The sequence below is a fragment of the Ensifer sp. genome, from assembly GCF_035999135.1.
In the GTDB taxonomy this organism is placed as follows: domain Bacteria; phylum Pseudomonadota; class Alphaproteobacteria; order Rhizobiales; family Rhizobiaceae; genus Ensifer.
In genome coordinates this window covers 1-24,885 of sequence record NZ_DASYGZ010000117.1, presented here as the reverse complement: position 1 = coordinate 24,885, position 24,885 = coordinate 1, and the positions used below count along the sequence as shown (strand labels likewise).

The following is a 24,885-nucleotide window of genomic DNA, read 5'->3' as shown; positions in this document are numbered from 1 at the left end:
CACCCGGTCGCGCAAGCCGAGCGCGTCGCGTTGGGCTTCAAGCTCCGTTCTTGCTTCGCCTTCGCCCCAGATGACGAGCTTCCAGTCCGGATGCCGGTCGGTGATCCTGGCGAAGGCCTCCAGCAAAAGATCGAAGCCTTTTTGCCGGGTCAGGCGGCCGACAGCGGTGAGCACGTTGTTGCCGCGCCTGTCTTCCCAGCCGGCAGGCAGGTTGATCGCGTTGGGGATCACCCGTCCGTGGCGGCGGATCTCAGGCGCGAAGTAGTCGAGCGCACCCTTGGTCATCGTCACCAGCGTGAATGCGCGCGGATATAGGCGAAGCTGCAGCCACTTCCAAAGAGGGCCGAAGGGCTGCACCGCCGGGTTGTTGCGCTCGGACACGATGACCGGAAGCCGCAGGCCTCTCGTTGCCAGGAGCGTCAGCACGTTCGTTCGGGTGAGAAAGCTCAGGACGAAATCCGGGCGGGAGTTGCGGATCACCGCGCGCAGGCGATGGAGTCGCCGGATCACCAGCCAGGCGGCCTGCAGCTTCGAGGCCTTCTGCACCGGCACGTCGAGCCGCCGGATGGCAACGCGTGGATCGAGGTTGTAATACGGTTCGGAGGCCGGCGCTTCGAGGGTGATCACCGTGACGGCGCAGCCGAGCCGCGCCCAGTGGCTGGCGACGAGGCTGACGACATGTTCGGTGCCGCCGGCGCCGAGTGCAGAAACAATGATGGTTACGCGCGCGCCGGCAATGCCGGGCGCTCCTACGATGTCGGCGCCTGTCCCCTGGTCCAATTTGGAATGCCACCTCACTTTCCAAGTAGCCGTCACAACAATCCTGCAGACGCTAATATATATCGTGACACGATATAAATAAAGCAGCGATCGCTCCCTATACCCGCGGTCATGAGGCGGAACAGTCCAATGTTGGTTGCTGGAACGTGTAAGCTGTCGGCGGTTTGTGGTTAAGCGTCGGAGGGACCATTCGATTGCAGATTGCCGAGCAGCTCTATCAAACGCGGGGCCATATGGCGGATCTCGGTAAGATGAATGGCGCTCAATCGCGTAAGGACGTCTTCGGCCTTAGCGGTAAGCGCCAGCGTCTGGCGGCGCTTGTCGGAAGGATCGGTCTCCCGCGTCACATAGCCTGCTCCCACAAGCCGCTCGACGAGTTCAGAGGCGGTGTGCCGGGCAACGACCAGGCGCTCGGACAAGACCCCGACTGTCATCGGAGCTTCGCCGCGATGGCCTTTGATCGATAGCAGGGCCTGGTGTTGTTGACTGGGCAGCCCCTCCTGCTGCGCTGCCGACGTCGAGAAGTCCATAAAACGACGCAGGATGTAGCGTAGGTTAGCCAGCGCCTCGTAGTCGGCATCGGTAAGTGCGTCTTGTTTCTTGGCCACAGACTTTGACACCAGCGCTGTTTTTAGCTGGCTACGTCCATACCCGTCTTGGCACGGCCTGCCAACACCGTCTTGATTTATGTCGTATTACGATATATTTGCGCTGCTGGCGACCACTCCCTCCCTTCAGCCGCCACATAGGTTTCCGGATGTCATCCAAAGATACCCAAGCACCCCAGCACGATTTCATGGGTGGACTCGCACGCCGCGAAGCAGGTGATTTCACTACGGACCGGCGCGTGCTCCTGTTGATCGGAATGGCGCTCATCGTCGGAACCGGGGGCGCCTTCGCGGCCTGGTTCCTCGTCAATCTGATCTCCCTTGTCACCAACATCGTCTGGTTTGGGCGGTTAAGCACGCAGGAGGCGCGGATGGCCGACGTTATCTTTTCACCATGGATGGTGCTGATCCCGGTGGTCGGTGGGCTCGTCATCGGCATGATGGCGCGCTTCGGCTCGGAGAAGATCCGAGGGCACGGTATACCGGAAGCGATAGAGGCCATCCTGATCGGCGGCAGCCGTATGTCGGCAAAGGTCGCGGTATTGAAGCCGCTGTCGTCAGCCCTTTCGATCGGCACGGGAGGACCTTTCGGCGCCGAGGGGCCAATCATCATGACTGGTGGCGCCATCGGTTCGCTGTTTGCCCAGTTCTTCCACATGAGTGCGGCAGAGCGGAAGACGCTGTTGGTCGCAGGGGCGGCGGCCGGCATGACGACAATCTTTGGCTCACCCGTCGCAGCCGTTATGCTCGCGGTTGAACTCCTCTTGTTTGAATGGAAGCCCCGCAGCTTCATTCCCGTCGCGGTCTCAGCTTGCGTCGCCATCTCGTGGCGACCGCTGTTGTTCGGCACTGGTCCGCTGTTCCCAACCCACTTCCACACCGACCTTCCCTGGTGGGGAATTCTCCTTTGCGCTGGAGTGGGGATCGTGGCCGGCCTTCAGTCCGGGCTGCTCACAACCTTGCTCTACAAGATCGAGGATTCGTTTGAACGCCTGCCAATCCACTGGATGTGGTGGCCGGCGCTCGGCGGTCTTGCCGTTGGCATTGGTGGCATCATCGAACCCCATGCTCTCGGTGTCGGTTACGATGTGATCGAGGGGTTGCTCGATAACAACCTGCCGACAGCGACCGTCGTCGCCATCCTCCTGGTCAAGGCCGCGATTTGGCTTATCGCTCTCTCGTCCGGGACGTCAGGTGGTGTGCTGGCGCCGTTGCTGATCCTCGGAGGCGCACTTGGATGGCTGACCGGCTTGATGCTTCCGGGCGACCCGGGATTCTGGGCGCTACTCGGCATGGCGGCGATGATGGGTGGCACGATGCGTGCGCCGTTGACCGGAACGTTTTTCGCGATTGAGATCACCGGCGATGTGAGCGCACTCATTCCCTTGCTGGCCGCCACGATCGCCGCCTACGCCGTAACTGTCCTCTTGCTTCGGCGCTCGATCCTCACGGAAAAAATTGCCCGCAGGGGACAGCACATCAGCCGTGAATACGGTGTCGATCCTTTCGAGTTCGCCCGGGCTCGCGACATCATGGTCAGCAGCGTCGTCACCTTGCCGGCGACAATGCCGGTGACCGAGGTATGTGGGCATTTTGCCGCCGCGCACGACGCGCACCGGACTTACCCGGTTGTTGATCGGGCCGGCACGCTTGTGGGTATGGTTTCGCGCGCGGATGCGCTTAGGTGGCAGCTGGAGCCAGGTATCGGGGCCGAGCTGCTCGCGGACCAAGTATCGGATGCCTCGATCCCGGTCGGGCATCCCGATGACACCGTTGGCCACATCGCGGACATCATGATTACAAGCGACGCTGCGAGAATCCCCATAACCGATCCGATATCCGGGACCTTGGTCGGGCTTGTCGCCCGCAAGGACCTGCTTCGCCTGAGGCAGTCCCAGAAATCCGCTGAACTGGAAAGGCGACCCTTTCTTCGAAGGACTTTTCGGGAGATTTGAACGGTACGGCCGAAAACGCGGAGGTTGCCCGTTCGACGCCAGTTCGGCTTCACGCGTCGCGAAAATTCGATGGCGCGGAGTTTCGTGAGTAATTCCAAACGATTACCTCGCAATTCTAAAAGATGAATTGCCGTGCGCCGAGGCAGCTGTAACCTGGGAGGGTGCGATTTCAGCTGGCAACGACCCCTGCTGCGGCCGCATTGTAGTCCAATTGGAGCCCCCCGATCACGAAACGCGGGGCTCCTTTTTTGTCGTCCTTCCGGTTGACGCCCATCGGGCGAGCTCGGTGCACGAGAAGCGTCGATGAGAGGTGATGTCGATGTCGGCTATTGAGTCGCCACGATGCTCCTGCTGCCGTGATGTTCACGTGCTGGGTTGACTAGTCGCCAGTCTGGGCGGCCCTCTCCGTCATCTCGATCCTGAGCAAGGATGCTGTCCGTGCGAATGCGCTATAACCGGCCTCAAACGGATGGCCGTCGCTGTCAGGATAAAAGCGCCGCGAGGCAAGGATCGCATCCTGCAGGCTGTCGGCGGTCTCGGCTACGGTGAGGGAGTTCCACTCGAACCACTGACATGGAGGCAGTTGAAATCCCTCCAAAAAACTTTCACTTCTCCTCACACATCTTTTGACCCGCAATAATGTCGCATACCAACGACGTTTTCTTTTCGACAGTATTGCTTGGCCTCGCGGCGATTTTCTTGGCCACGCATGCGCCGTTTTTGAATTCAGACCCCGCGCTGCACACGATCTTGACGCAGTTGCCGTCTTTCAATGTCATTCCGGACTTGCAGGTCGAGGGGCATACGGCCCCCTGCTTGCTCTTCAGCGTGTCGAGCAGGGATCGATTGAGATTGTCGCCGTCGAGACTGGCGTTGGCATATTTGTTGAACGAGGCGAGCGAGGCGTTTGACCCTTTGCCCCACTTGCCGTCGATGATGCCCGGATAGCATCCGATGCGCTTGAGTTCTGACTGCACCTCGGACGCGTCGACGGACGAATTAGGATCATCGAGAAGGCTCGGCATCTTGTCCTGGGGGACGCTTGCCAACTGCTGCTGATTGAGTTCTTTCAATCGAAGGTTGGCGCGGGAAAGGGCTTCAGGATTAGCTGCATACTTTGCCTTGAAGCTTTCGAACACGCTTTCGTCTGTAAGTGCCTTGATGCCGTTCCACTCGTTGACCCATGAACTGACAGGACTGGGTTCATCATTGGAATCGCCACCGATCTTGGGGTGGGCGTCCTTCCGGCGCTTGAGGCCGGCAATCTCGGACCTAACATCGTTGAAGCCGGCGAGCTTGCGTTTCGCGAGCATTGTGAACAGCGGATCGGAGGAATACTTCTCGAGAAATGCTTCTGTCGTCGCCTTATCGTTTAAGCTCTCGACGATCTTCCATTCCTCGATCGCAGAGCTGTTCGTAGCGAGCTGTGAAGCAGGCTTGGGTACGGGGTCCTGGTTGGCCGCTTTGAAATAAAATTCGACGCTGAGCTTGGACAGTCGCTCTGGGAATTGGGCCCTATCCGTCTTTTCGGAGACCGATCGCGTCACACGCTTCATCATGGTCTCGATCTCGATCCCGGGGGCTTCGATGTTTTCAAGAACTGCGGCTGTAAAGGGGCTGTTTCGACCGCTGCCATCCGAGGCAGTGGTGCCCGGTGCGGTAGCGTATACGATCATAGTGTTTGCGCCGCTTACCTGGACGGCGAGACCTCGGCTCAGCACGGATTTTGTCCTCGTGACGATACTCGCAGCGAAAGGATTGTTACGACAGGCGTCGAGGAACACGAGGTTCACTCTGGCTGCCGCCTCCATCTGCTTGATGACGTCGTTGAGGTCTATCGAGTTGCGCTTGACACTAATCTCGTTCGTTCCGTGGAAGTCCACGGGAAGAAGGTAGTTTATGCCCTCAACCTGGATACCGTGACCGGAGTAGTAAAAAAGCGCGACGTCCGCTCCATCAAGTGATCTCGAAAATCCATCAACGGCTTCCGCAAAGCCGTCCCCGGTCACATCCAATGCCTTTGTGACTTCGAAACCTAGCGAACGTAACGCAATTGATACGTCGTCAGCATCGTTTTTGGGGTTGACCAAGGCGCCGCCGCCTTCGTAGGCGCTGTTGCCGACAACGAGCGCGACGCGCTTCTCAGGTGCCGCCTGGGTTGAGACGGTCAGAACAAGTAGTGTCGCGACGGCGGCGATACATGAGACAAATGCGCGAAAACACCCCATGTCCTGCTCCTAAAATCACCTTCCCTAACCATAGCGGAACATGCGGTGGCGGTTGTTCCGTAAGTCACAGAAGACGGCGCTATGGCAACCTAACCGGGTGACGGTGAGTTAAAGGAGGTTCAGAGTCAAGGGAGGCGGAAACCGCCCCGGCTCCCATCCAGGCGTTCGTCTGATCGCGCGACATCACCCGATGGCGTGTCTGCCGAATGCAACAATTTCTTCATTTTGATCTACCATCTTTTCTACAGAGAACCGTCCAAGGCGTTGGTGCTGGGGTTTCGCTCAGTCAGTTAGACATCGGGACCTTCGGACAGCACACAATGTGTCGGAGCTGGGGGCCCAGATGTATTCGATTGCTGCAGGAGAGCGAGGAACTAGGACGAACGGGCGAGGAACAATCTGTTCGGCGATTTTAGACACCTGCGCGGCAAGGGAGTGAATATGTTTCAGCGGGTCTTAATTGGGATTCTGGCTATGGGCTTGCACACTTGCTTCGCTAGTGGCGTCTTGGCGAAGGATGCGGTGTTCTACAAGATCGGAAAACTGCCGGACTTTTCCGGAATCGTCGTCAAAGACGGAAAGATGTTCGCTCCGTTCGAAATGATCGACGGCACTGGGGACGGGTCGGGGACGATGAAGATGCTGGTGAAGCTAAGTTCAGGCGGTAAGCAGAATTGCATGACGTCCGAGTGGCGGGACGACGATACCCCCACCTATGTGAAGTCGTGCGCCTCGGTGGCCGACATGGGATCGGGCAGGTACACCATCAAGGTCGTCGTGACATATGATAACTCGGCGTGGCTCGCTAGATTTCCGGAAGATTTGCAGCTGTTGAAGAAAGACGATCATGTGAAGGAGCGTAAGTACGAGATCGACTTTTCGATTTCCGGAAACTCCTGCTCCGCGACGATGCTCAAACGAACGTATATTCCACTCGACGGAAAGAAGCGGGTGCCGTCGACCGTTGGAGATTTGGGATGCACGGTGAACCGGAACTGATCGGCCTCAGTGTGCGTCGGCAGAGCCGGGCGCGATAAAGGCAGAGAGACCGCCGATTGGATCGAAAGCGCCTCCAGTTCGGCCAAAAATCTAAGCCGCGATCACGTCCCTGGCGCGATGCCTGCTGCTCGAATGTTCACGTTCTAGGCTACGATTATCGCTTAATGTATCGTCCGGCACCCAACAAATCTGTCCGCGAAGATTTACTCGGATTGCTTCCTGTCGTCAGAAATGTGTGCAACCACCGCGTCTCGGACTCGCCCTAACCGGTCACGGATATCCTCGATCTCGCCTGCGATCCCACCGTCCGTTTCAGACTTAAGAGCGAAGGACCTTTCGAGCCGCTCAACGATTTCCGCCGTCATTGATCGCGCATTCGAGCGAGCCGCCGTCTCGATTTGATCCTTGAGCGTCTCTGGAATGCGAAGTCTAAAATGCGGATCTTGGCGCGTCATCTCAAGGCACCACACTTTTCGCTTGTATTGATGACGCACCGTGTGCTATCAAAACAAATGACACACGGTGTGTCATTCCGAAAGGTGAGATGCATAGGCTGCCGGTTCTCTAGTGTTTTCAATGTCGGCGCCTCCATCACTAACTGCTGCGGCCGCAGCTCCAAAGCGCTCGCGTTTAACGCGAGCGCACAAGTCTTTCTATACCGCGGCGGGCCCTGCATACGCAAATTGATAAGCTCACCAGCGGCTTGCTTTTCCACGACCTATCAATCGTTCTCCTTGCACACAGGATGGTGTTTTCATGGAACTGCGCCAACTCTCGTTCTTCGTTGCGGTCGCCGAGGAGCTGCACTTCAATCGGGCGGCAGCGCGGATGTGCATCGCCCAGCCGGCTTTGAGTGCACACATCCAGGCGCTGGAGAAGGAGCTGGGGGTTCGGCTGTTGGATCGGTCGACGCGTCGGGTCGAACTGACACGGGCAGGGGAGGCGTTCTACGATCGGGCGGTCCGGATCATTGGTGATGTCGGGCTGTCGATGGATGTGGCGCGGTCTGCCGCCGGCAAGACGGCGCGCACGATCAAGATCGGAACGGTCTATCCGGCGACCATCGGCGTGCTGCCGGCGTTTCTGTCTCGCATCGGCCGGAAATTTCCCGATGTGGCGTTGCATGTGACGAGCGGCTCCACCAGCGACATCATTCGGTCGATCGAAAACGGCCAGATCAATCTCGGCTTCATCCGTCCGGTCGAAAACATCGGATCCTTGCGCTTCTTCTCGATCGCGCACGAGCGCTATCTGCTGGCGGTCGAGAAGACGAGTCCTCTGGCACTTCGAAGTGAGATCGACATCGAGGATCTAAGGGGAGAGAAGATTATCGCCTTTTCCCGTCAGAACCTCTCCTATTCGGAGCGCTATTTCTCCGAGATGTTCGAGACCCATGGGCTGACCGGCAACATCGCCTACAGTTGCGACGACACCTTTTCGCTGGTGTCGCTGGTCTCCGCCGGCCTTGGCATCGGCTTTGCGCCGGAATGGACGAAGGATCTGCCGAACCATGGTTTCGAGCTTCGGCCGGTGAGGGGAGTGGATCTCAAAATCGGGCTTGGGGTTGCCTGGAATAAGGAAGATCCGACCGCATCGCGGGACGACATCATCGACATTGCCCGGTCGCTGGCGCGGCCGGGCAGGTGAGGGGCGCTCTCTCAATCGGACTATGGGTCGCGACCTCTCGGCTAAGATTGTCGACAATAGTCAATGTCACTGCTAATTGTCGTTTATGGCTACAAACACTGAATTTAGAATCAAGAAAGTTCAGAAGCTGAGTGCGGAGGTTCAGGCCGCAGCCGCTTTGCGAGAGGGAATTCTCGATGGAGAGATCCCGCCCGGCACTCGGCTGACCGAGATCCGGATGGCCGAGCAGTTGGATGTGTCCCGTGCGACCATCCGGACGGCGTTCCACCAGCTGGCGCAGGAAGGGCTGATTGATCAGGTTCCCTATACCGGATGGACCGTGATGTCGTTGAGCGCCCATGACGCCTGGGAGCTCTACACCCTGCGCTCAAGCCTAGAGGCGTTGGCCGCCCGCCTCGTCGCGGGGGATATCCGGAAAAGAGGCGCCAATTCCCCCGCGCTTCGTAGGCTTGAACAGGTATCTTCCGACCTTGAGGAGGCTTGTAAGGGCGGAAGTCGGAAGCGAATTGCGGATGCCGATTTTGCATTTCATCGGACGATCATCTTGCTTGCCGGCCACCGGAGGTTGGCGGAACAATATGCCAAGGTCGAGCAACAGATTCGAATCTACATCGCGTCGAGCGATGCACTCGTTTCCGACCCTGCATCAATCCTCGATCAGCATCGTCCGATAATCGAGGCTCTGAAGGCGGGCGATGTCGACGGCGCAGTTCGTACTTCGATTGGCCATAATGAACTGGAAGGCGCAAAACTCGTGGCGCATCTCGATACCGTCGAGGCTGGGTAACCTCCGCTGGCGAGCTTAGTTTCGCTCGATATCTGACGGAGTGCGCAGGCCGATCAAGCAGAGGCACATCTCGATAATGTCGATTGTCTGACAATCGATTGACAGTTTATATAAATCATGACACCTTTTCCTCATCGACCCATTGAGGGTCATTCGCAGAGGGAAGAGTTATGGAAAAGACTGATAAGCGCAGACGCAGCCAGAAGCAGTTCACCGGACTGGAGCGGTCGCTGCAACGCGCATGGGCAAAGGGCGCCGGGCTGATCGATGAGGAGTTCGAGCGGCCGATGATTGCCGTCGTTAACACCTACCAGGACTTCTCGCCGGAGAACTTTCATCTTCGCCAGGTGGCTGATGCCGTAAAAGCCGGCATCCGCATGGCCGGCGGAACTCCTTGCGAATTCAACACGTTCCACGTCACCGACTCTGAGACATTCGCCTCGGTTGGCATGCGCTACGTCTTGCCAAGCCGCGACGTGGTTGCGGACATGATCGAGCTGATGGTCGAGGGTCACCGCTTTGACGGCATGGTGCTCATCGGATCAGGGGACAAGGTCATGCCGGGCATGGTGATGGCCGCCGCCAGGCTCGATCTTCCGGCGATGATGATTTACGGTGGGCCGACGCCCGTCGGGCGCTATCGCGGTCGCAAGGTGTTTCTCGAAACCGTCTATGACGGCGTCGGCGAACATCTGCGTGGCGAGTTGTCGCTTGCCGATTTAAAGGGCCTGGAAGACAATCATTTCCCCTTTTCGGGCGCCTGTGACACGGCGACATCAGGCAACACCGCCGGCATCTATACGGAGGCGCTTGGTCTGGCGCTCCCCCATTCCGGAACGTTGCCGGCCGGCTCGAACTATCAATTGCGAGCGGCGAAATACACCGGCATGCGCATCATGGATCTGGTGCGAGAGGACATTCGTCCCTCCACCATCCTGACAAAGCAGGCCTTTGAGAATGCGATGCGGGTTGGGATGGCTGTCGGCGGTTCCACCAACATGGTGCTGCACTTCATGGCGATGGCGAAGGAAGCCGGGGTCGACGTGTCTTTCGACACCTGGGATAAACTATCCCGCACGACGCCAACTCTGGTCAAGCTTGCGCCCTCCGGCCCGTGGGGTGTGACGGAGCTCAACGACGCCGGCGGCGTACCCGCCGTGTTGAGAGCGCTCGGTGAGCGGGTGAACCGGACGGTGCCGACGGTGAGCGGCAAGAGCGTTGGCGAAATCGTCGACGAGGCGGTCATCGAGAATGAGCAGGTCATTCACACCGCCAGCGACCCTGTTGAGCCCGAAGGCTCGCTTTTCATCCTCAAGGGATCGCTCGCGCCGGGAGGGGCCGTGGTCAAGGCATCGGGCGTCGCCAAGAGCATGTGGAAGACGGTTCTGAAAGCTCGCGTCTTTGAAGATGAAGAAAGTGCGATCGATGCTCTGCGTGCCGACAGCATCGCGCCCGGGACCTGTATCATCATCCGCAATGAAGGCACGAAGGGCGGGCCAGGCATGCGCGAAATGCTGGGCGCGACCTCCGCGCTCATGGGGGCGGGGCTTGGTGAAACCTGTGCCCTTGTCACGGACGGCCGGTTTTCCGGTGCGACCCATGGGCCGGCCATCGGATATGTTACCCCGGAGGCGGCGCGCGGCGGCGTGATCGCCGTAGTCAAGGGCGGTGACGAGATCCACATTGACCTCGCAGCTCGCAAACTCGACCTGGATGTCTCGCAGGCGGAGATCGATGCGCGCTGGGCGTCTTATGTTGCTCCGGAGCCGAGGATCAAACGCGGCTACATGAAATTCTACTCTGAGCATGTGGCGCCGGCATCCGAAGGCGCCGTCATGCCGCGGTTCTAATTCTTGCGCGGGCGGCCCCTGCGCGGCCGCCCGCATTCTTTTCAACGAGAGGACTTTCCATGATTTCCGGACCCAAGCCCGAATGGCTGACCTTCGACTGCTATGGCACCCTGATCCAGTGGGACGAGGGTCTGCTTGCTGCCGTCGAACAGATCCTGGCGAAACATCCCGGATCCGACGTCGATCCCGAGACCTTGATCCGGGTTTACGACAAGTATGAACACGCGCTGGAGGCGGAGCGTCCGCACAAGTCTTTCCGCGTGGTTGCGCGCGAGGGCTTGCGCCTGGCGATGGAGGAGCTCGAGCTTGCCTACACGTCAGACGATATCGAAATCCTGACGGGCAGCATATCGCGCATGCCGCCGTTCCCGGAGGTCGTTGCAGCTCTCGGTGAACTGAAGGCGCAAGGCTTCAAGCTCTGCATTGTCTCCAACACCGACGACGATATCATCGCCGGCAATGTCGCGCAGCTCGGCGGCCATATCGACCGCGTAGTAACCGCCCAGCAGGCGGGCGCCTACAAGCCGACCCAGCAGATCTTCGATTTCGCGCACGACGCCCTTGGTCTTGGCCGTAGCGACGTCGTCCACATTTGCGCAAGCCCGCACCTTGATTTGGCGGCGGCGCGAGATCTCGGCTTTCGCTGTATCTGGATCGACAGAGGTACAGGCCGCAAACCCTTGCCCGATTATGCCCCGAACGCAGTCTTTCCGACACTCGACTGTGTTCCGCCTTTTCTCAGTTCGGCGAACTGGGGCTGAGGCCAAGAGAGCCCGAAGAGGCCGCGCCTGATATAACCAAAAGAGAGGAACGAAAGATGATGAAGCAAATTCTCCTGGCGACGCTGGGCGTCGCCTGGGCAGGCACCGCCGTGGCTGCTGACGCCACAATTCGCGTCGGCTTGACCGGTCCATTCACAGGTGGTGCAGCTCCGCTCGGCGTTTCCATCCGCGACGGCGTCCGCCTGGCGGTGGCCGAGATCAACGCCAAAGGCGGTGTTCACGGCAAGCAGATCGAGTTGATCGAGCGTGATGACGAATCCAAGCCTGAACGCGGTGTGCAGATCGCGCAGGAACTGATCAACAGCGAAGGCATCGTTGGAGCGGTTGGGATCGCCAACACACCCGTGGCCATCGCCGCCTCACGTTTCTATCAGGAATCGAAGGTGCCGATCATCATTCCCGTTGCCACCGGCAGCGTCGTCAGCCGTCAGTTCATGCCGCCGGAGTATTCGGAAAACTACATCTTCCGCATCGGCGCCTATGACACCATCCAGTCGGCGATGATGGCTGAGTTGATGGTGAAGGGGCGAGGCGTCGACAAGGTGGCGATCCTTGCCGACTCGACCAATTACGGTCAGTTGGGCCAAGCCGATCTCGAGGTGGCACTCGACAAGCTTGGCGTGCAACCGGTCGCAACCGAGAAGTTCAACGTTCGCGATCCCGACATGACGCCGCAGCTTCTCAAGGCGCGCGCGGCAGGCGCACAGGCCGTATTTGGTTACGCCTTGGGTCCGGATCTGGCCCAGGTCGCCAACTCGATGGCCAAGATCGGCTGGAAGGTGCCATATGTGACGAGTTGGAACTCGTCAATGTCGAACTACATCGACAATGCGGGCGCGAACGGTGAGGGCGTCTACATGCCCCAGACCTTCATTCAGGACGAAGGCGTCAGCGAGGCGTGGACGCGGTTCATCAAGGCCTACCAAGCGGCTTACAGGGTGGATCGACTTCCAAGCCCTTCTTCGGCTGCCCAATCCTACGATGCCATGCTTCTGCTTGCGGCGGCGATCGCCCAGGCTGGTGACGGTGCTGATGGAACAGCCATAAAGCAAGCTCTCGAGGGGCTAAAGGATCCCGTCGACGGGGTGATCACGGACTATGTCGCGCCCTTCAGCGCACAGGACCATGAGGCGACTGAGGCATCCCATGTTGTCGTCGGAGTGGTGAAGGAGGGGCGTGTCGCCTTCGCCAATGACGCCGACAAGGTGCGCGTCGGCCGCTAACAGATCCGAAACAGCGATTGGTACTCAAGTGCCGCCGGCCGATGCTGGCGGCAAAGGGGATTGTCATGTTTGAATTGCTTCCGCAGGTCCTCGTCAGCGGTGTTTCTCTTGGAATGATCTATGGGCTGGTCGCGTTCGGCTATCAGTTGACATACGTTACGTCGAAGACTGTGAATTTTGGTCAGGCAGAAGCCTTGGCCGTCGGTGCCCTTGTCGGGCTGAGCCTGCAGCCCATCCTGGGCTACTGGATGGCGATCCCTGTCGTCATGATGTTCGGTGCGCTCTATGGCGCTGCGGTCGAGCGCATCGCGGTTCGCCCTGCGCTACGAGCCGGAACTGAGGGGTGGATCCTCTCGACGATCGCCCTTGGCATCATCATGAAGAACGTTGCGGAGAACATCTGGGGTAAAGAGGATCTTCCCTTTCCCTCACCGCTGCCGCCTGTGCCGTTGTCGATCGCGAGCGCCTACGTCATGCCCATGGAGATCCTGATCGTTGCAGGGGCGTTGGTATTGATGCTGGCGATCGAAGCACTCAATCGCCTGACGCTGATCGGCAAGGCCTTTGTTGCAACAGCGGATGACAGAGATGCCGCATCGTTGATGGGCATCAGCACACGGGCCGTGATCGCCGGTTCGTTCGCAGTCTCTTGTTCGAGCGCCGCCTACGCGGGCATCCTCATAGCTCCGGTAACCTTGACGGGAGCAAGCATGGGGCTTGTCCTCGTGCTGAAGGGGTTCGCTGCAGCGATCCTCGGAGGCCTGACCTCCGGTGTCGGCGCTTTGGTTGGTGGGCTCGTCATCGGCGTCGCTGAGGCAGTCACAGCCTTCTACGTGTCCACCGGCTACAAGGAAATTCCCGGTCTCGTCATCCTGCTTATCGCGCTCGCGTTCAGGCCCGAGGGACTGTTTGGCAAACCCCTATCAAAGAAGGTCTGACATGAAGCGCTCCCTACTCTCTTTAGGCGGGCTTTTGCTCCTCGTCGCTGCTCCGTTTGCAGCTCCAAACGCCTATTACGTCCATATGCTGACGGTTGTTCTGATCTTCGCGATCGCCCTCATGGGTCTCGATTTCATCATCGGCTATGTCGGCCAAATCTCGCTTGGTCATTTCGGACTGTTCGCAATTGGCTCATATGCGGGCGGTCTGACCGCTGCCGATGCTGGCTTGTCGCTATTGCCCGCGCTTGGTTTTGCGGTAGCGGTGACCGCCCTGTTCGGCGCCGTCCTTGCGTTCCCCGCGCTGAAGACTGCCGGTCCCTATTTTGCCATGGTGACGCTCGCGTTCGGTTCGATCGCCGTCATCGTTATCAATGAATGGACCGAGCTCACCGGTGGTGCACGCGGCCTTGCCGTGCCTAAACCACTACTTGGGACAAGCGTTCTTGACGGCCGCGGGTTTTACTGGTTTGCCCTTGGCGTCTTCGCGCTGGCGTGGATCACCGTCGGACGCATTATCTCGTCACGCTACGGGCGCGCCTTCGAGGCATTGCAATCCAGTGCGATCGCGACCGACAGCATTGGAATTTCCTCCTTTGGCTACAAAGTGCTGGCTTTCACGCTTAGCGCGGGTTTCACCGGGTTGGCTGGTGGCCTCTACGCGTTTTCGGAGCTCTATATCACGCCCCAATCGTTTAACTTCGAGCTGACCATCGTCTTCTTGCTCGCGCTCATCGTTGGCGGCCGGGCAAGCCGACCTGGCGCGTTCGCCGGCGCCCTTCTGGCGGTTTGGCTGCCCAATCTGCTCGCAGACATGACGACGTTTCGCGTCATTGCGGTCACCACGACGCTGACCTTGTTCGTGCTCGCTGTATGGCGGTCGGGCAGAGGACGACCGGATTGGCGGGTATGGTTGCCGGTCGCAATCACGTTTGCCGTCACGATTCTTAGCTTCCAACTAACCTCGATGATCGATCAGCGGCTTACTATTTTCGGCCTGATTCTGCTGGGGGCAATAACCTATCTGCCAAATGGCATCATCGGCACTCTCTTGGCGGGTAGGACCGGCCGCGCCGCTGCCATCGGTACCGTCCGGCAAGCCGGCCATGCCTTGCCAACGACCGTTGTGGGAGAGGATGGCGGCAAAGCCCTTGAGCTGGGCGACGTGACCGTTGCCTTTGGCGGTCTGACGGCGATCAACAGCCTGTCCGTCGAGGTCGAAGCGGGGACGGTTCATGGCCTGATCGGTCCGAACGGCGCGGGAAAAAGTACTTTGCTCAACGTGTTGACCGGGATCTACAGGCCCTCGAAAGGTGTGGTCAGGCTCCGCGGCCGGCAGATAAACGGTGTCTCTACCGTTGGAATAGCGCGCGCCGGTGTTTCCAGGACATTCCAGAATATTCAGCTGTTCGGCCAACTAACCGCGTTGGAAAATGTCCTGGTCGGTCGCCATCGTTCCTACCGCACTGGCGCCCTGGACATGCTGCTCGCTACGCCTCGATACAAACGGGAGGAACTGGAGCAGACCGCCGTGGCGATGGCTCTGCTCGACCTTGTCGGCCTTTCCAGCTTGGCGGGGGAAAATGCGCGCAACCTGCCTTACGGCAAGCAGCGGCTGTTGGAAATCGCCCGGGCGCTTGCGACCGGATCAGCAATCCTGCTGCTTGATGAACCCGCCGCCGGTCTCAACCCGTCAGAAGTGCAGGAGCTGGTCACGATCCTCGAAACGATCAAGCGAACGGGGATCACCATGGTCCTGATCGAACACCACATGGATGTCGTAATGGCGCTGAGCGATCGGGTCACCGTCCTCGATTTCGGCGAGAAGATCGCCGAAGGCCCACCTCAGTCCATTTCTGCCGATGGCAGAGTGGTGGATGCTTACCTTGGCACCAGCCTCGCCGTAGCGTGAAGGAAGAAACATGTTGATCGTCGAAAAACTCTCTGCCGGCTACGGCCGCTCCGATGTCCTCCAAGGCGTGGATCTCGTGGTCCCGAGCGGCAAGCTCGTGTGCATCGTCGGCGGCAATGGCGCCGGCAAGTCAACTGCAATGCGCGCGATCTCCGGTATGCTTGCACCGACGTCCGGGCGTGTGCAATTTCGGAATGTCGATGTAACCAGTATGCCTTCACACAAGATGGCGGCTCTGGGGATGGCGCATGCGCCAGAAGGACGTCGTGTCTTTTCCAGTCTCTCTGTCCAGGACAATCTGAGGCTCGGCGCGTTCCGCCGTGCACGCGCAGATCGACGGAGGCTCGCTGAAGATTTCGATCGGATCTTTTCGTGGTTTCCGCGCCTGAGCGAACGACGAGCCCAAGCTGCTGGAACGCTTTCGGGTGGAGAGCAGCAAATGCTGGCGATCGGTCGGGCGTTGATGTCTAACCCTGATTTGATCTTGCTCGATGAGCCTTCAATGGGCCTGGCGCCGAAGCTGGTTGAAGATGTCTATCGCATCATCATACGGCTGCGTGAGGAAGGGCGCACAATTCTGCTCGTTGAGCAATTCGCCAATCTTGCCCTTGCCGTTGCCGACTACGCATACGTCATGGAAAACGGCCGGATCGCCCTGTCTGGCACCGGGCAGGGGCTGCTGCGAGACGGCAAGGTCAAGGAAGCCTATATTGGTGGGGGTGGATACGAGTAGGAGACACTTCTCCCGAGTCATCATCACCCCAGGGCGCGAGTAGGCGCTCCTCTTTCCACGCCGGTTTCCGGCCGCATCATATTGCCAATCGTATTGACAGTTCCCGTTACAAGTCCGCGTGGGATAGTTAGAGCTGCCACCACAATTATTGTTTGCGCAGACCGCTACCGCCTTACCGACAAGGGCCACAGCTACTAAGCGACGCGCATGCCTTGGTAATGTCTCGCCCGCTCGGGGATGGTGTCCGCTCAACAATAGGTAACGTTTTCCGAGCTGCCCAAATCGACCTGCAGTTCTTCACCCTCTTGACTCAAAAATAACTAACTAGTTACATATTTGTTTGGTAAATGATCGTCGCGAATTGGGAGGTTCGAGTGAAGATATACGGGATCCAGCACGTGGGTTTCACGGTGCCGAACCTCGAAGAGGCGGTGCGCTTTTTCGAGGTGATCTTCGGAGCGGTGACGTGTCTTGAGACAGGCAAAGTGGAAGCTGACGACGCGTTCATGCTCCGGCGCCTCGGTGTTCCCGCGGGCAGACGGATCGAGAACATCAAGGTTCTGAGGGTCGGAAACGGCACGAATCTCGAGATATTCCAGTACTCCGGCGAGACAGGCTCGGAAGAGCCGCTGAAGCGCAACAGCCAGGCCGGTGGTTTCCACATGGCCTTCGAGGTCGACGACTGCCAACGCGCGGCAGAACGGCTGCGTGCCGCCGGCGTCGACGTGCTTGACGGGCCGACCCTTGTCGAAAGCGGCGCGATGGCCGGGCTTACCTGGCTCTATCTCAAAGCGCCCTGGGGGCAGTTCTTGGAAATCGTCAGCATGCCGGGACCGCTCGGATACGAAAGCGCCGGCGGCCCACGGCAGTGGTCGCCCGTCAGCGGCAGCTGACTGCCCGGCCGTCGTCGCGGCGTCTCGCGCGCGGTCAATCCAGATCAAACACATGCAACCTCTGGCTAAAGCCGGAAAGGAGAGCCGTGCCTCAAGAAATCCTGATAAGCGCAAAGCAGACATTCGTGCTCGGCCCCTACGAAGACGGTGCGCTGCAGCCCGGTCAGATCCGTGGGCGAACGCTCTTCACTCTGATCAGTCAGGGCACGGAGCTTGGCTGGGCAAGCGGTGACGTGTTTCCGATCCGGCCGGGTTACGCGGCTGTCTTCGAGGTGACCGAGATCGGGGCGGGTGTTGAGGGTGTCGAAGTCGGTGACCGGCGCTTTTCGATGGGGCAGCATCGTGCGACGCAAACCCACGATGTCCGATATACTCTGGCGTTGCCGAATGGATTGTCCGCGGATCGCGCCGTTCTCGCCCGCCTGATGGGGGTGTCGATGACGAGCCTGATGACAACGAAGGCGCGTCCGGGTGATCGCGTGGTCATTTCGGGGGCCGGCCCGGTTGGCTTCCTGGCCGCGCACCTTTTTGAGATCGGCGGCTATCGCGTGACGGTGGTCGATCCGGATCCGCTCAGGCGCGACCAGACGAGCCGAAGCGGGATTGTCGATTGCCGAGCGTCCATCGGTGACGCATCGGACCTTGCGGGAAAAGTCGCCCTCGTCGTCGATTGCTCCGGCCATGAGGGTGCCGTCATCGACGCCTGCCGCCTTGTTCGCAAGCTAGGCGAAGTCGTCATGGTCGGCGTTCCCTGGAGGCGGGCGACGGAGATTTCGGCGCACGAGCTCATGCAAGCGGTCTTCTTCAACTTTGTGACGCTGCGCTCAGGCTGGGAATGGGAGGTCCCGATCCTCGGCCGCGACTTCGTTTGGGAAGAACTGCTCGAAGGGTACAACAATGCGCCGCACAGCATCTTCGGCGGCTTCTCACGCGCGCTCGAATGGCTGTCCGAGGGGCTGATAGACGTTGAAGGCCTGATCCGCCACGTGACGCCAGACGATCCGGCGTCACTCTATGCGGATATTGCGCGTCGCGCGATCGAAGAGCCCTTCATCATTATCGATTGGACCTCGGCGCCGGGCTGACATCGCCGGGTTATTGTTCTTGTATGTGCCTGGCGCTGCGCGCTAGGCACATACCAGCCGCATGATGGTGTCGACGTTGAACTGCAGGCGTTCGTCAATCGCTTCCTTGGCCATGAGATCGCGCTCGAAAATGATCGATCCGGTGAAACGGTTGGTCAGGTAGTAATAGCCGATCGCCGCAATGGTGATGTTGAGCTGCACCGGATCGACGCCCGGCCGAAACACGCCCTGTGCCGCGCCGCGTTCGAGAATGTCGCCGACCATGTTGACGAACTTGCGGCTGGCCGTCTTGATGACCTCGGACTTCTTCAAATGCTTCGCGCGATGAAGGTTCTCGCTGTTGACCAGCGTAATGAATTCCGGATTCTTCAGGTAATATTCCCAGGTGAACTGGACGAGCTTGGCAAGGGCCGCCTTCGGTTCCAGGTCGTCGAGCTTGAGTTTTTGTTCAGCCGTACGGATGTCGATATAGGCATCTTCGAGAACGGTCTGGAACAGCCGCTCCTTGCTCTCGAAATAGTGGTAGATCATCCGCTTGTTGGCGTTGGCCTTCTCGGCGATCACATCGACCCGCGCGCCTCCCAAGCCATTCTTCGCAAACTCTTTTTTGGCCGCTTCCAGAATGCGCGCCTTCGTTGCCTCGGCGTCCCTGATGCGTGGCTTTCGAGCTGACTTTTCCGTGTCTTCGTTCGTGATGCTCAAAGCCCTTCCTCCGTCGCCCTCGCGCCTGCTGCGCTGAAAGTCATACACGCCTGAAAGCTGATCCGTCAAAGCGGTTCGTCGGATCCGTCGGCGCCTGTGCCCATTAAAAGCACTTGACTCGGGGTTTTGTAAAGAAGTAACTAGTTAGTGCGTTAAGTGGGATTGACGAGGCCGGAGGAGGCCAGGGCGACAAGCGTTCGCCGCCACCTGCGAACCCGCTTTTTCAACCCGTGTGGGACGGGGGACGCTCACCGTGGATATGGGAGGATTGGCATGTCGACCTTTATTAAGGATTTTATCGAACGCGAGACGGTCAGCCGTCGCAACTTCTTGTTCGCCGCTGCAGCCGGCGTCGGCGCAATGGCGGTGCCGATGGCGTTCGGTCGTGGCACCGCGCAGGCTGCCTTGACGGATCCGGCGATTGCCTGGAGCTATCGCGACCGGGCGTCTGCCTACTGGAATTCGGTCGTTTCCGGCGGCGAGGCTTTTGTGGAATCGCTCGGCAAGCCGAAGAGCGCACTCGTCAGCCTGATCAACGAGGGGTCGACGGAAAAGTCGCTCGCCGACATCAAGGCTTTCCTTGCCAAGAACAACGGCAATTGCGCGATCGCCTGCGATGCCAACGACAGCCCCAACGCGAGACCCGTTGTCGAGGCGGTTCAGGCGGCGGGCGCCTACATCTCGACGATCTGGAACAAGACCGACGACCTGCATCCCTGGGATTTCGGCGACAACTACGTTTCCCATATGACCTGGTCGGATGAGAAGCCGGCTGAACAGACCGCGCGCATCCTGTTTGAGGCGATGGGCGGTCAGGGGGGGGTGGTTCACCTCGGCGGCATCGCCGCCAACAACCCGGCGGTCGAACGCCTGAACGGCCTCAAGAACGCACTCAAGGATTTCCCGAACATCGAGCTGCTCGATGCGCAGCCGGCCGACTGGGACACGCAGAAGGGCGCGGCCCTCATGGCGTCTTTCCTGACCCGCTACGGCGACAAGATCAAGGGCGTGCACTGCGCCAATGACAACATCGCCTATGGCGTGATCGAGGCGCTGCGCGCCGAGGGTATCGAGGACATGCCGATCGTTTCCTATGACGGCAATCCGGAAGCCGTGCAGATGGTCATGGACGGCAAGCTGCTGGCGACCGTCTTCACCAACCCGCACTGGGGCGGCGGTATCAGCGCAGCACTCGCCTATCACGCGGCGATCGGCAGCTTCAAACCGTCGGAAGAGCCGAAGGAACACCGCGAGTTCTATGGCCCGACGATCCTGGTTTCGGCCAAGGACGCGGCGGAGTTCAAGGCGAAGTATCTCGACTCTGTCCCGACCTACGACTGGAAGGACTTCTGGGGGCCGTCCAACGGCCAGATCCAGTACTGAGTTTCGACCAGCGGGGCGGCAGCCTCCTAGCCGCCGCCCCGTTCCCCTTGTGACTTTCCAAAAGAGGGGTGTCTGACGTGACACGTCGCCTATCGCGCGAAACCTTGATCAAATGGGCGCCGCTCCTGGTGCTGATTGCATTGGTGATCTTCTTCACCGCGCTCAACCCGACTTTCTTTTCCTCGCGGAATTTCGCCCGCATCGCGATTGCGGCGGCTCCGGCGCTCATGGTTGCCGTCGGCGTCACCTTCATCATCGTCATGGGATCGATCGACCTCTCGATGGAGGGCACGGTCTCCCTCACGGCCGTGGCCTTTGCGTTCATCTTTGCCTATTTCGGCGGCTCGTTCGCCGCTTCCGGTTGGGTCGCCATTCCGCTCGTTCTCGTTCTCGGCGGCCTGATCGGGCTGCTCAACGGGCTGGTCCATGTGAAGCTCAAGATACCGTCCTTCATGGCGAGCCTTGCCATGGGCTTCGTCGGGACGGGGGCCGCGATCCTGCTCACCGGCGGTGACATCGTGAAAGTGAGCGATGCGACCTTTCGGGGCCTCTTGACCGTGCGCCTGTTGGGTTTCCCCTTGATGGTCTACGTTACCGCCTTCTTCCTTGTCGTCGCCTGGTTCATCCAGACCCACACCACGCTTGGCCGCAACTTTTACGCCGTTGGCGGCGGCGAGGATCTCGCGCATGCGTCGGGCCTCAATGTGACCCGCGTTCGCGTGACCGGCTTTGCGCTTGCCGGCGTCTTCTACGCCATTGCCGCCATCCTCGTGGTGGCGCGTATAGGCCAGGCGGAATCGGTGACCGGCGCGAACTTCATGTTCGTCTCCATCACGTCGGTTGTTGTCGGTGGTGTGGCGCTCTGGGGCGGCATCGGTGGCGTCTGGAACGCTCTTGTCGGCGTGCTGATCGTGAACGTCATCGACAATGGCATGGTCGTTATCGGCCTGCCCGACTTCATTCAGGACGGCATGCTCGGCCTGCTGGTCATCCTTGCTGTCGTGCTTTCGACCGACCGCAAGATGCTTTCCTTCGTCAAGTGAGGCACGCCATGTACGAGCTTAAGGCTGTCGACAAGAAATTCCCCGGCGTACACGCGCTGAAGGCCATCGACTTCCACATCAAACGCGGCGAGATCGTCGGGCTTGTGGGGGAGAATGGCGCCGGCAAATCGACCTTGATGAAGGTGATCTACGGCGCCTACCAGCCCGATGGCGGCAAGGTCCTCATCAACGGAACGCCCGTTCGCTTCGCCAATCCGCGCCAGGCGATGGAGAAGGGCATCGGGATGGTGTTCCAGGAACAGTCGCTGATCCCGAACCTGACCGTCATGGAGAACATCTTCCTCGGCTACGAACGACAGTTCACCCGCTTCGGCGTCGTCGACTGGAAGGCTATGGCGAAAGCCGCAAACCGCCAGCTCGCCAAGGTGAAACTCGATATCGACCCTGCGATGGTGACGTCGAAGCTCTCCTTTGCCCAACGTCAACTCGTCGAGCTTGCCAAGGTGCTGACGCTCGAGGAGCGCGTGGAGGGCGATCTCGTCATCCTGCTCGACGAGCCGACCTCGGTCCTGTCAAAGGAAGAGGTGCAGCTTCTGTTCAAGCTTGTCCGGGAACTGGTGACGCGGGCGTCCTTCATCTTCGTCTCGCATCGCATGGACGAGGTGATGGAGCTTTCCGACCGCATCTACGTGATGAAGGATGGCGAGGTCGTGGACGTCGTCGACCGTGGCGCTGTGCCGGCCGAGGCTATCCAGCACAAGATGGTCGGCCGCAACGTCGACAAGCAGTATTACCGCGAGCACCTGCAAAAGCCGTTCGACGCCTCGAGGACGCTCGTCGAAATGGAACACGTCGGCCTTCCCGGCCGCATCCAGGACATCTCGCTCAAGCTGCATGCCGGCGAAGTGCTTTGTCTCGTCGGCACGGAAGGTTCGGGGCGTGAGGCAATCCTCAGGACGATCTACGGCATGCTGACGCCGACCACAGGCCGTCTCAGCATCAAGGGGGGCGATGCGACCGATTTTTCACCGCGGCAGTCGGTTTCTCGCGGCGTCGGCTATGTGCCACGCGAGCGCAAGATCGAGGGCATCGTCGCCGGCATGAACGTTTACGAAAACATGACGCTTTCGCAGATGCGACATCGCTCGAAAGCCGGTGTGCTGCGCGTCGGCGAGGAGCGGGCGCTCGCCCGCGAATGGATCAAGAAACTGTCGATCAAGGCCCATTCCGAGTTTGCCGATTGCGGCAATCTTTCAGGCGGCAACCAGCAGAAGGTGGTTCTGGCCAAGTGGCGTTCGGCCGGTTCCGACATCATGCTGCTCGACCATCCGACGCGTGGTCTCGACATCGGCGCCAAGGAAGATGTCTACGACATGATCCGCGCCATGAGTGCCGCCGGCGTCGGCATCGTGCTGGTTGCCGACACGTTGGAAGAGGCAATCGGCCTGTCACACACCATCATCGTCGTCAAGGACGGGCGCATCCAGAAACAGTTCGCCTGCGAGCCGGGTTCCAAGCCCACGCCCTACGACCTTTTGCACTACATGATCTGAGGGACCAATGGATATTCAGCGCCTCAAACCGCACCTTCCCTGGATAACGCTCCTGGTGCTCGTCGCCATCGTCGGCATCAGCGATCCCGGCTTCCTGCGGCCTGCGAACCTGCTCGGCATCGCCGGCGACATCGTGCCGCTCTTCATCATGGCGCTCGGTCTGACCTTCGCTATCTATATCGGTGGGATCGACCTGTCGGCCCAGTCGATGGCGAACATGGTGACGGTCATCGCCTCGGTGTACCTTGCCTCGCTCGGTGCCTGGGTTGCCGTGCTTTGCGTCGTTGCCGGCTTTCTCCTCGGCACGCTTTCCGGTTTCGTGACGACGCGGCTCCTCGTGCCGTCCTTCATCTCAACGCTTGCCGTCGGCGGCGTTGCGTTCTCGGTTGCGCAGTGGCTTTCGGGTCAGCGCGCGCTCAACATGGACGCCGCTCAACGCAACGAAACCTTCGGCTGGATGATCGGCCATAGCTGGGGCATCCCCAATGAACTGCTGATTGCCGCAGCGCTCGTCGGTCTCTGCCTCTTCATCGAGCGTCGGACCACGCTCGGCCGCGTTCTGAAGGCGGTCGGCGCCGGCGAACTGGCCGCCGCCGCGTCCGGTCTCGATGTCGCGCGCTACAAGATCCTTGCTTTCGCAATCTCCGGTGCGCTTGCATCCATTGCCGGCCTGCTGTTTGCGGTCAAGCTCTCCGGCGGCGCACCGACGATCGCCAATGGGTTCCTGTTGCCGGCAATCGTTGCCGTTCTGGTCGGCGGCACGCCTTTGACTGGCGGTGTCGGCGGAGTGATGAACACCGTCGTCGGCACCCTGATCGTCGCGGTCATCCGATCGTCGATGCTGTATTTCGAAATCGACGCAACCCGGCAGCAGATCGTCTTCGGCGTCGTGTTGATCATTGCCATTGCGCTCACGATCGATCGCGCCAAGCTGCGCACCGTGAAGTAGGAGAGTGGCGATGACGACCATGCGCGCCGCCGTGCTTACCGCCCCGAAACGCTTCGAGGTTCGGGAGATCGCCCTGCCGATCGTCGGACCGGACGATGTGCTCGTCCGGGTCGCGCGCACGGGGATCTGCGGTACGGACATTCATATCTTCAACGGCCACTACGCCGCCGATCGGCTTCCGCTTGTCCCCGGCCACGAGTTCTGCGGCACGATCGCGAAACGTGGCGCCAACGTTCGCCATCTTGCGGCCGGAGCGCGTGTGGTGGTCGATATCAACATCGGCTGCGGCAGCTGCTTCTGGTGCCGTCGCAACGAGGTTCTGAACTGCGCCGAGGTCACGCAGGTCGGCATCGGTCGCGACGGCGCCTTTGCCGAATATGTCTCGGTTCCGGCGCGCCTGGCGATCCCGGTTCAGGCTGGGATCGCCGATGCGGTGCTTGCGCTCACGGAGCCGGTCGCCTGCGTCGTTCGCGCCGCGCGCAAGGCGCAGGCGACGTTCGGTCAATCGGTCCTCATCTTCGGTGCCGGACCGATTGGAAACCTGCATGTGCAGATGATGCGGCTTGTCGGCGCTGCGCCGATCATTGTCGCCGACCTTTCGCCGGACCGTTGCCGCATGGCGATCGAGGCCGGGGCGGATGCGGCGGTGTCGGATCCAGCCGAACTGAAAGCCGTGGTTCACAAGATGACCGGCGGACGCGGGGCCGATCTGGTGATCGAGAGCGTCGGCAACCGGAAGCTCTACGAACAGGCGTTCGATCTTGCGCGCCGCGGCGGCCATGTCGCCTTTTTCGGCATTACGCCACCCGGCGAGACCGTAGCTCTCGACAGCCTGCGGACGGTGTTGGAAGAAGGGAGCCTCAAGGGTTCTGTT

At 59.9% G+C, this 24,885-nt stretch carries 22 protein-coding genes; 17 read left to right on the top strand and 5 right to left on the bottom strand.

Annotated elements, in window-relative coordinates:
- A partial coding sequence (locus tag VGO12_RS13920; protein WP_327513340.1) for a glycosyltransferase occupies positions 1-780 on the bottom strand: 780 nt, incomplete at its 3' end.
- Positions 781-950: 170 nt separating this feature from the next.
- Complete coding sequence (locus VGO12_RS13915) at positions 951-1,388, bottom strand: MarR family winged helix-turn-helix transcriptional regulator (RefSeq protein WP_414650722.1); 438 nt, start codon at positions 1,386-1,388, stop codon at positions 951-953.
- A 149-nt stretch (positions 1,389-1,537) separates the two neighbouring features.
- On the opposite strand from VGO12_RS13915, the gene VGO12_RS13910 reads away from it, so the two are divergent.
- A complete protein-coding gene (locus VGO12_RS13910; RefSeq protein WP_327513339.1) occupies positions 1,538-3,343 on the top strand; it encodes a chloride channel protein in 1,806 nt (601 codons plus the stop codon).
- 605 nt (positions 3,344-3,948) lie between these two features.
- Here the strand turns inward: VGO12_RS13910 and VGO12_RS13905 are convergent.
- Positions 3,949-5,571, bottom strand: a complete 1,623-nt coding sequence (locus tag VGO12_RS13905) for a caspase family protein (RefSeq protein ID WP_327513338.1) — start codon at positions 5,569-5,571, stop codon at positions 3,949-3,951.
- 441 nt (positions 5,572-6,012) lie between these two features.
- On the opposite strand from VGO12_RS13905, the gene VGO12_RS13900 reads away from it, so the two are divergent.
- Positions 6,013-6,570 carry a hypothetical protein gene (locus tag VGO12_RS13900; protein ID WP_327513337.1) on the top strand — a complete coding sequence of 186 codons (558 nt, stop codon included), beginning with the start codon at positions 6,013-6,015 and terminating at the stop codon, positions 6,568-6,570.
- Positions 6,571-6,773: 203 nt separating this feature from the next.
- Here VGO12_RS13900 and VGO12_RS13895 read toward each other — a convergent pair whose 3' ends face one another.
- Positions 6,774-7,025 carry an Arc family DNA-binding protein gene (locus VGO12_RS13895; protein WP_327513336.1) on the bottom strand — a complete coding sequence of 84 codons (252 nt, stop codon included), beginning with the start codon at positions 7,023-7,025 and terminating at the stop codon, positions 6,774-6,776.
- A 301-nt stretch (positions 7,026-7,326) separates the two neighbouring features.
- On the opposite strand from VGO12_RS13895, the gene VGO12_RS13890 reads away from it, so the two are divergent.
- The 10 genes from VGO12_RS13890 to VGO12_RS13845 all read left to right on the top strand — a co-directional run bounded on the left by VGO12_RS13890 (position 7,327) and on the right by VGO12_RS13845 (position 18,420).
- On the top strand, positions 7,327-8,217 hold the full coding sequence (locus VGO12_RS13890; protein WP_327513335.1) for a LysR family transcriptional regulator: 891 nt from the start codon (positions 7,327-7,329) through the stop codon (positions 8,215-8,217).
- An 85-nt stretch (positions 8,218-8,302) separates the two neighbouring features.
- The gene (locus VGO12_RS13885; RefSeq protein WP_327513334.1) at positions 8,303-9,004 is read left to right on the top strand and encodes a GntR family transcriptional regulator; all 702 of its coding nucleotides are present in this window, start codon (positions 8,303-8,305) and stop codon (positions 9,002-9,004) included.
- Positions 9,005-9,174: 170 nt separating this feature from the next.
- Positions 9,175-10,854, top strand: coding sequence for a dihydroxy-acid dehydratase (locus VGO12_RS13880; RefSeq protein WP_327513333.1), 1,680 nt, complete (start codon positions 9,175-9,177; stop codon positions 10,852-10,854).
- Between the two features lie 59 nt (positions 10,855-10,913).
- The gene (locus VGO12_RS13875; protein ID WP_327513332.1) at positions 10,914-11,615 is read left to right on the top strand and encodes a haloacid dehalogenase type II; all 702 of its coding nucleotides are present in this window, start codon (positions 10,914-10,916) and stop codon (positions 11,613-11,615) included.
- A gap of 56 nt (positions 11,616-11,671) precedes the next feature.
- Positions 11,672-12,859 carry an ABC transporter substrate-binding protein gene (locus VGO12_RS13870; RefSeq protein ID WP_327513331.1) on the top strand — a complete coding sequence of 396 codons (1,188 nt, stop codon included), beginning with the start codon at positions 11,672-11,674 and terminating at the stop codon, positions 12,857-12,859.
- A gap of 65 nt (positions 12,860-12,924) precedes the next feature.
- Positions 12,925-13,797 carry a branched-chain amino acid ABC transporter permease gene (locus VGO12_RS13865; protein ID WP_327513330.1) on the top strand — a complete coding sequence of 291 codons (873 nt, stop codon included), beginning with the start codon at positions 12,925-12,927 and terminating at the stop codon, positions 13,795-13,797.
- Position 13,798: 1 nt separating this feature from the next.
- Complete coding sequence (locus VGO12_RS13860) at positions 13,799-15,709, top strand: branched-chain amino acid ABC transporter ATP-binding protein/permease (RefSeq protein WP_327513329.1); 1,911 nt, start codon at positions 13,799-13,801, stop codon at positions 15,707-15,709.
- Positions 15,710-15,719: 10 nt separating this feature from the next.
- Positions 15,720-16,442: an ABC transporter ATP-binding protein gene (locus tag VGO12_RS13855; protein WP_327513328.1), complete on the top strand. Its 723-nt coding sequence runs from the start codon at positions 15,720-15,722 to the stop codon at positions 16,440-16,442.
- 374 nt (positions 16,443-16,816) lie between these two features.
- The gene (locus VGO12_RS13850) at positions 16,817-17,335 is read left to right on the top strand and encodes a VOC family protein (protein WP_327513327.1); all 519 of its coding nucleotides are present in this window, start codon (positions 16,817-16,819) and stop codon (positions 17,333-17,335) included.
- A gap of 86 nt (positions 17,336-17,421) precedes the next feature.
- Positions 17,422-18,420 (top strand): zinc-binding dehydrogenase, encoded by a 999-nt coding sequence (locus VGO12_RS13845; RefSeq protein WP_327513326.1) that lies wholly within the window; start codon positions 17,422-17,424, stop codon positions 18,418-18,420.
- A gap of 42 nt (positions 18,421-18,462) precedes the next feature.
- Here the strand turns inward: VGO12_RS13845 and VGO12_RS13840 are convergent, their stop codons facing one another.
- Positions 18,463-19,122: a TetR/AcrR family transcriptional regulator gene (locus VGO12_RS13840; RefSeq protein WP_327513325.1), complete on the bottom strand. Its 660-nt coding sequence runs from the start codon at positions 19,120-19,122 to the stop codon at positions 18,463-18,465.
- Positions 19,123-19,395: 273 nt separating this feature from the next.
- Between VGO12_RS13840 and VGO12_RS13835 the strand changes: the two genes are divergently transcribed.
- From VGO12_RS13835 to VGO12_RS13815, 5 genes are all read left to right on the top strand, one after another.
- A complete protein-coding gene (locus VGO12_RS13835) occupies positions 19,396-20,505 on the top strand; it encodes a sugar ABC transporter substrate-binding protein (protein WP_327513324.1) in 1,110 nt (369 codons plus the stop codon).
- A 77-nt stretch (positions 20,506-20,582) separates the two neighbouring features.
- Positions 20,583-21,548, top strand: coding sequence for an ABC transporter permease (locus VGO12_RS13830; protein WP_327513323.1), 966 nt, complete (start codon positions 20,583-20,585; stop codon positions 21,546-21,548).
- Positions 21,549-21,556: 8 nt separating this feature from the next.
- Positions 21,557-23,062, top strand: coding sequence for a sugar ABC transporter ATP-binding protein (locus VGO12_RS13825; protein ID WP_327513322.1), 1,506 nt, complete (start codon positions 21,557-21,559; stop codon positions 23,060-23,062).
- 7 nt (positions 23,063-23,069) lie between these two features.
- On the top strand, positions 23,070-24,011 hold the full coding sequence (locus tag VGO12_RS13820) for an ABC transporter permease (protein ID WP_327513321.1): 942 nt from the start codon (positions 23,070-23,072) through the stop codon (positions 24,009-24,011).
- Between the two features lie 10 nt (positions 24,012-24,021).
- On the top strand, positions 24,022-24,885 hold an 864-nt coding region (locus VGO12_RS13815; protein WP_327513320.1), incomplete at its 3' end, for a zinc-dependent alcohol dehydrogenase.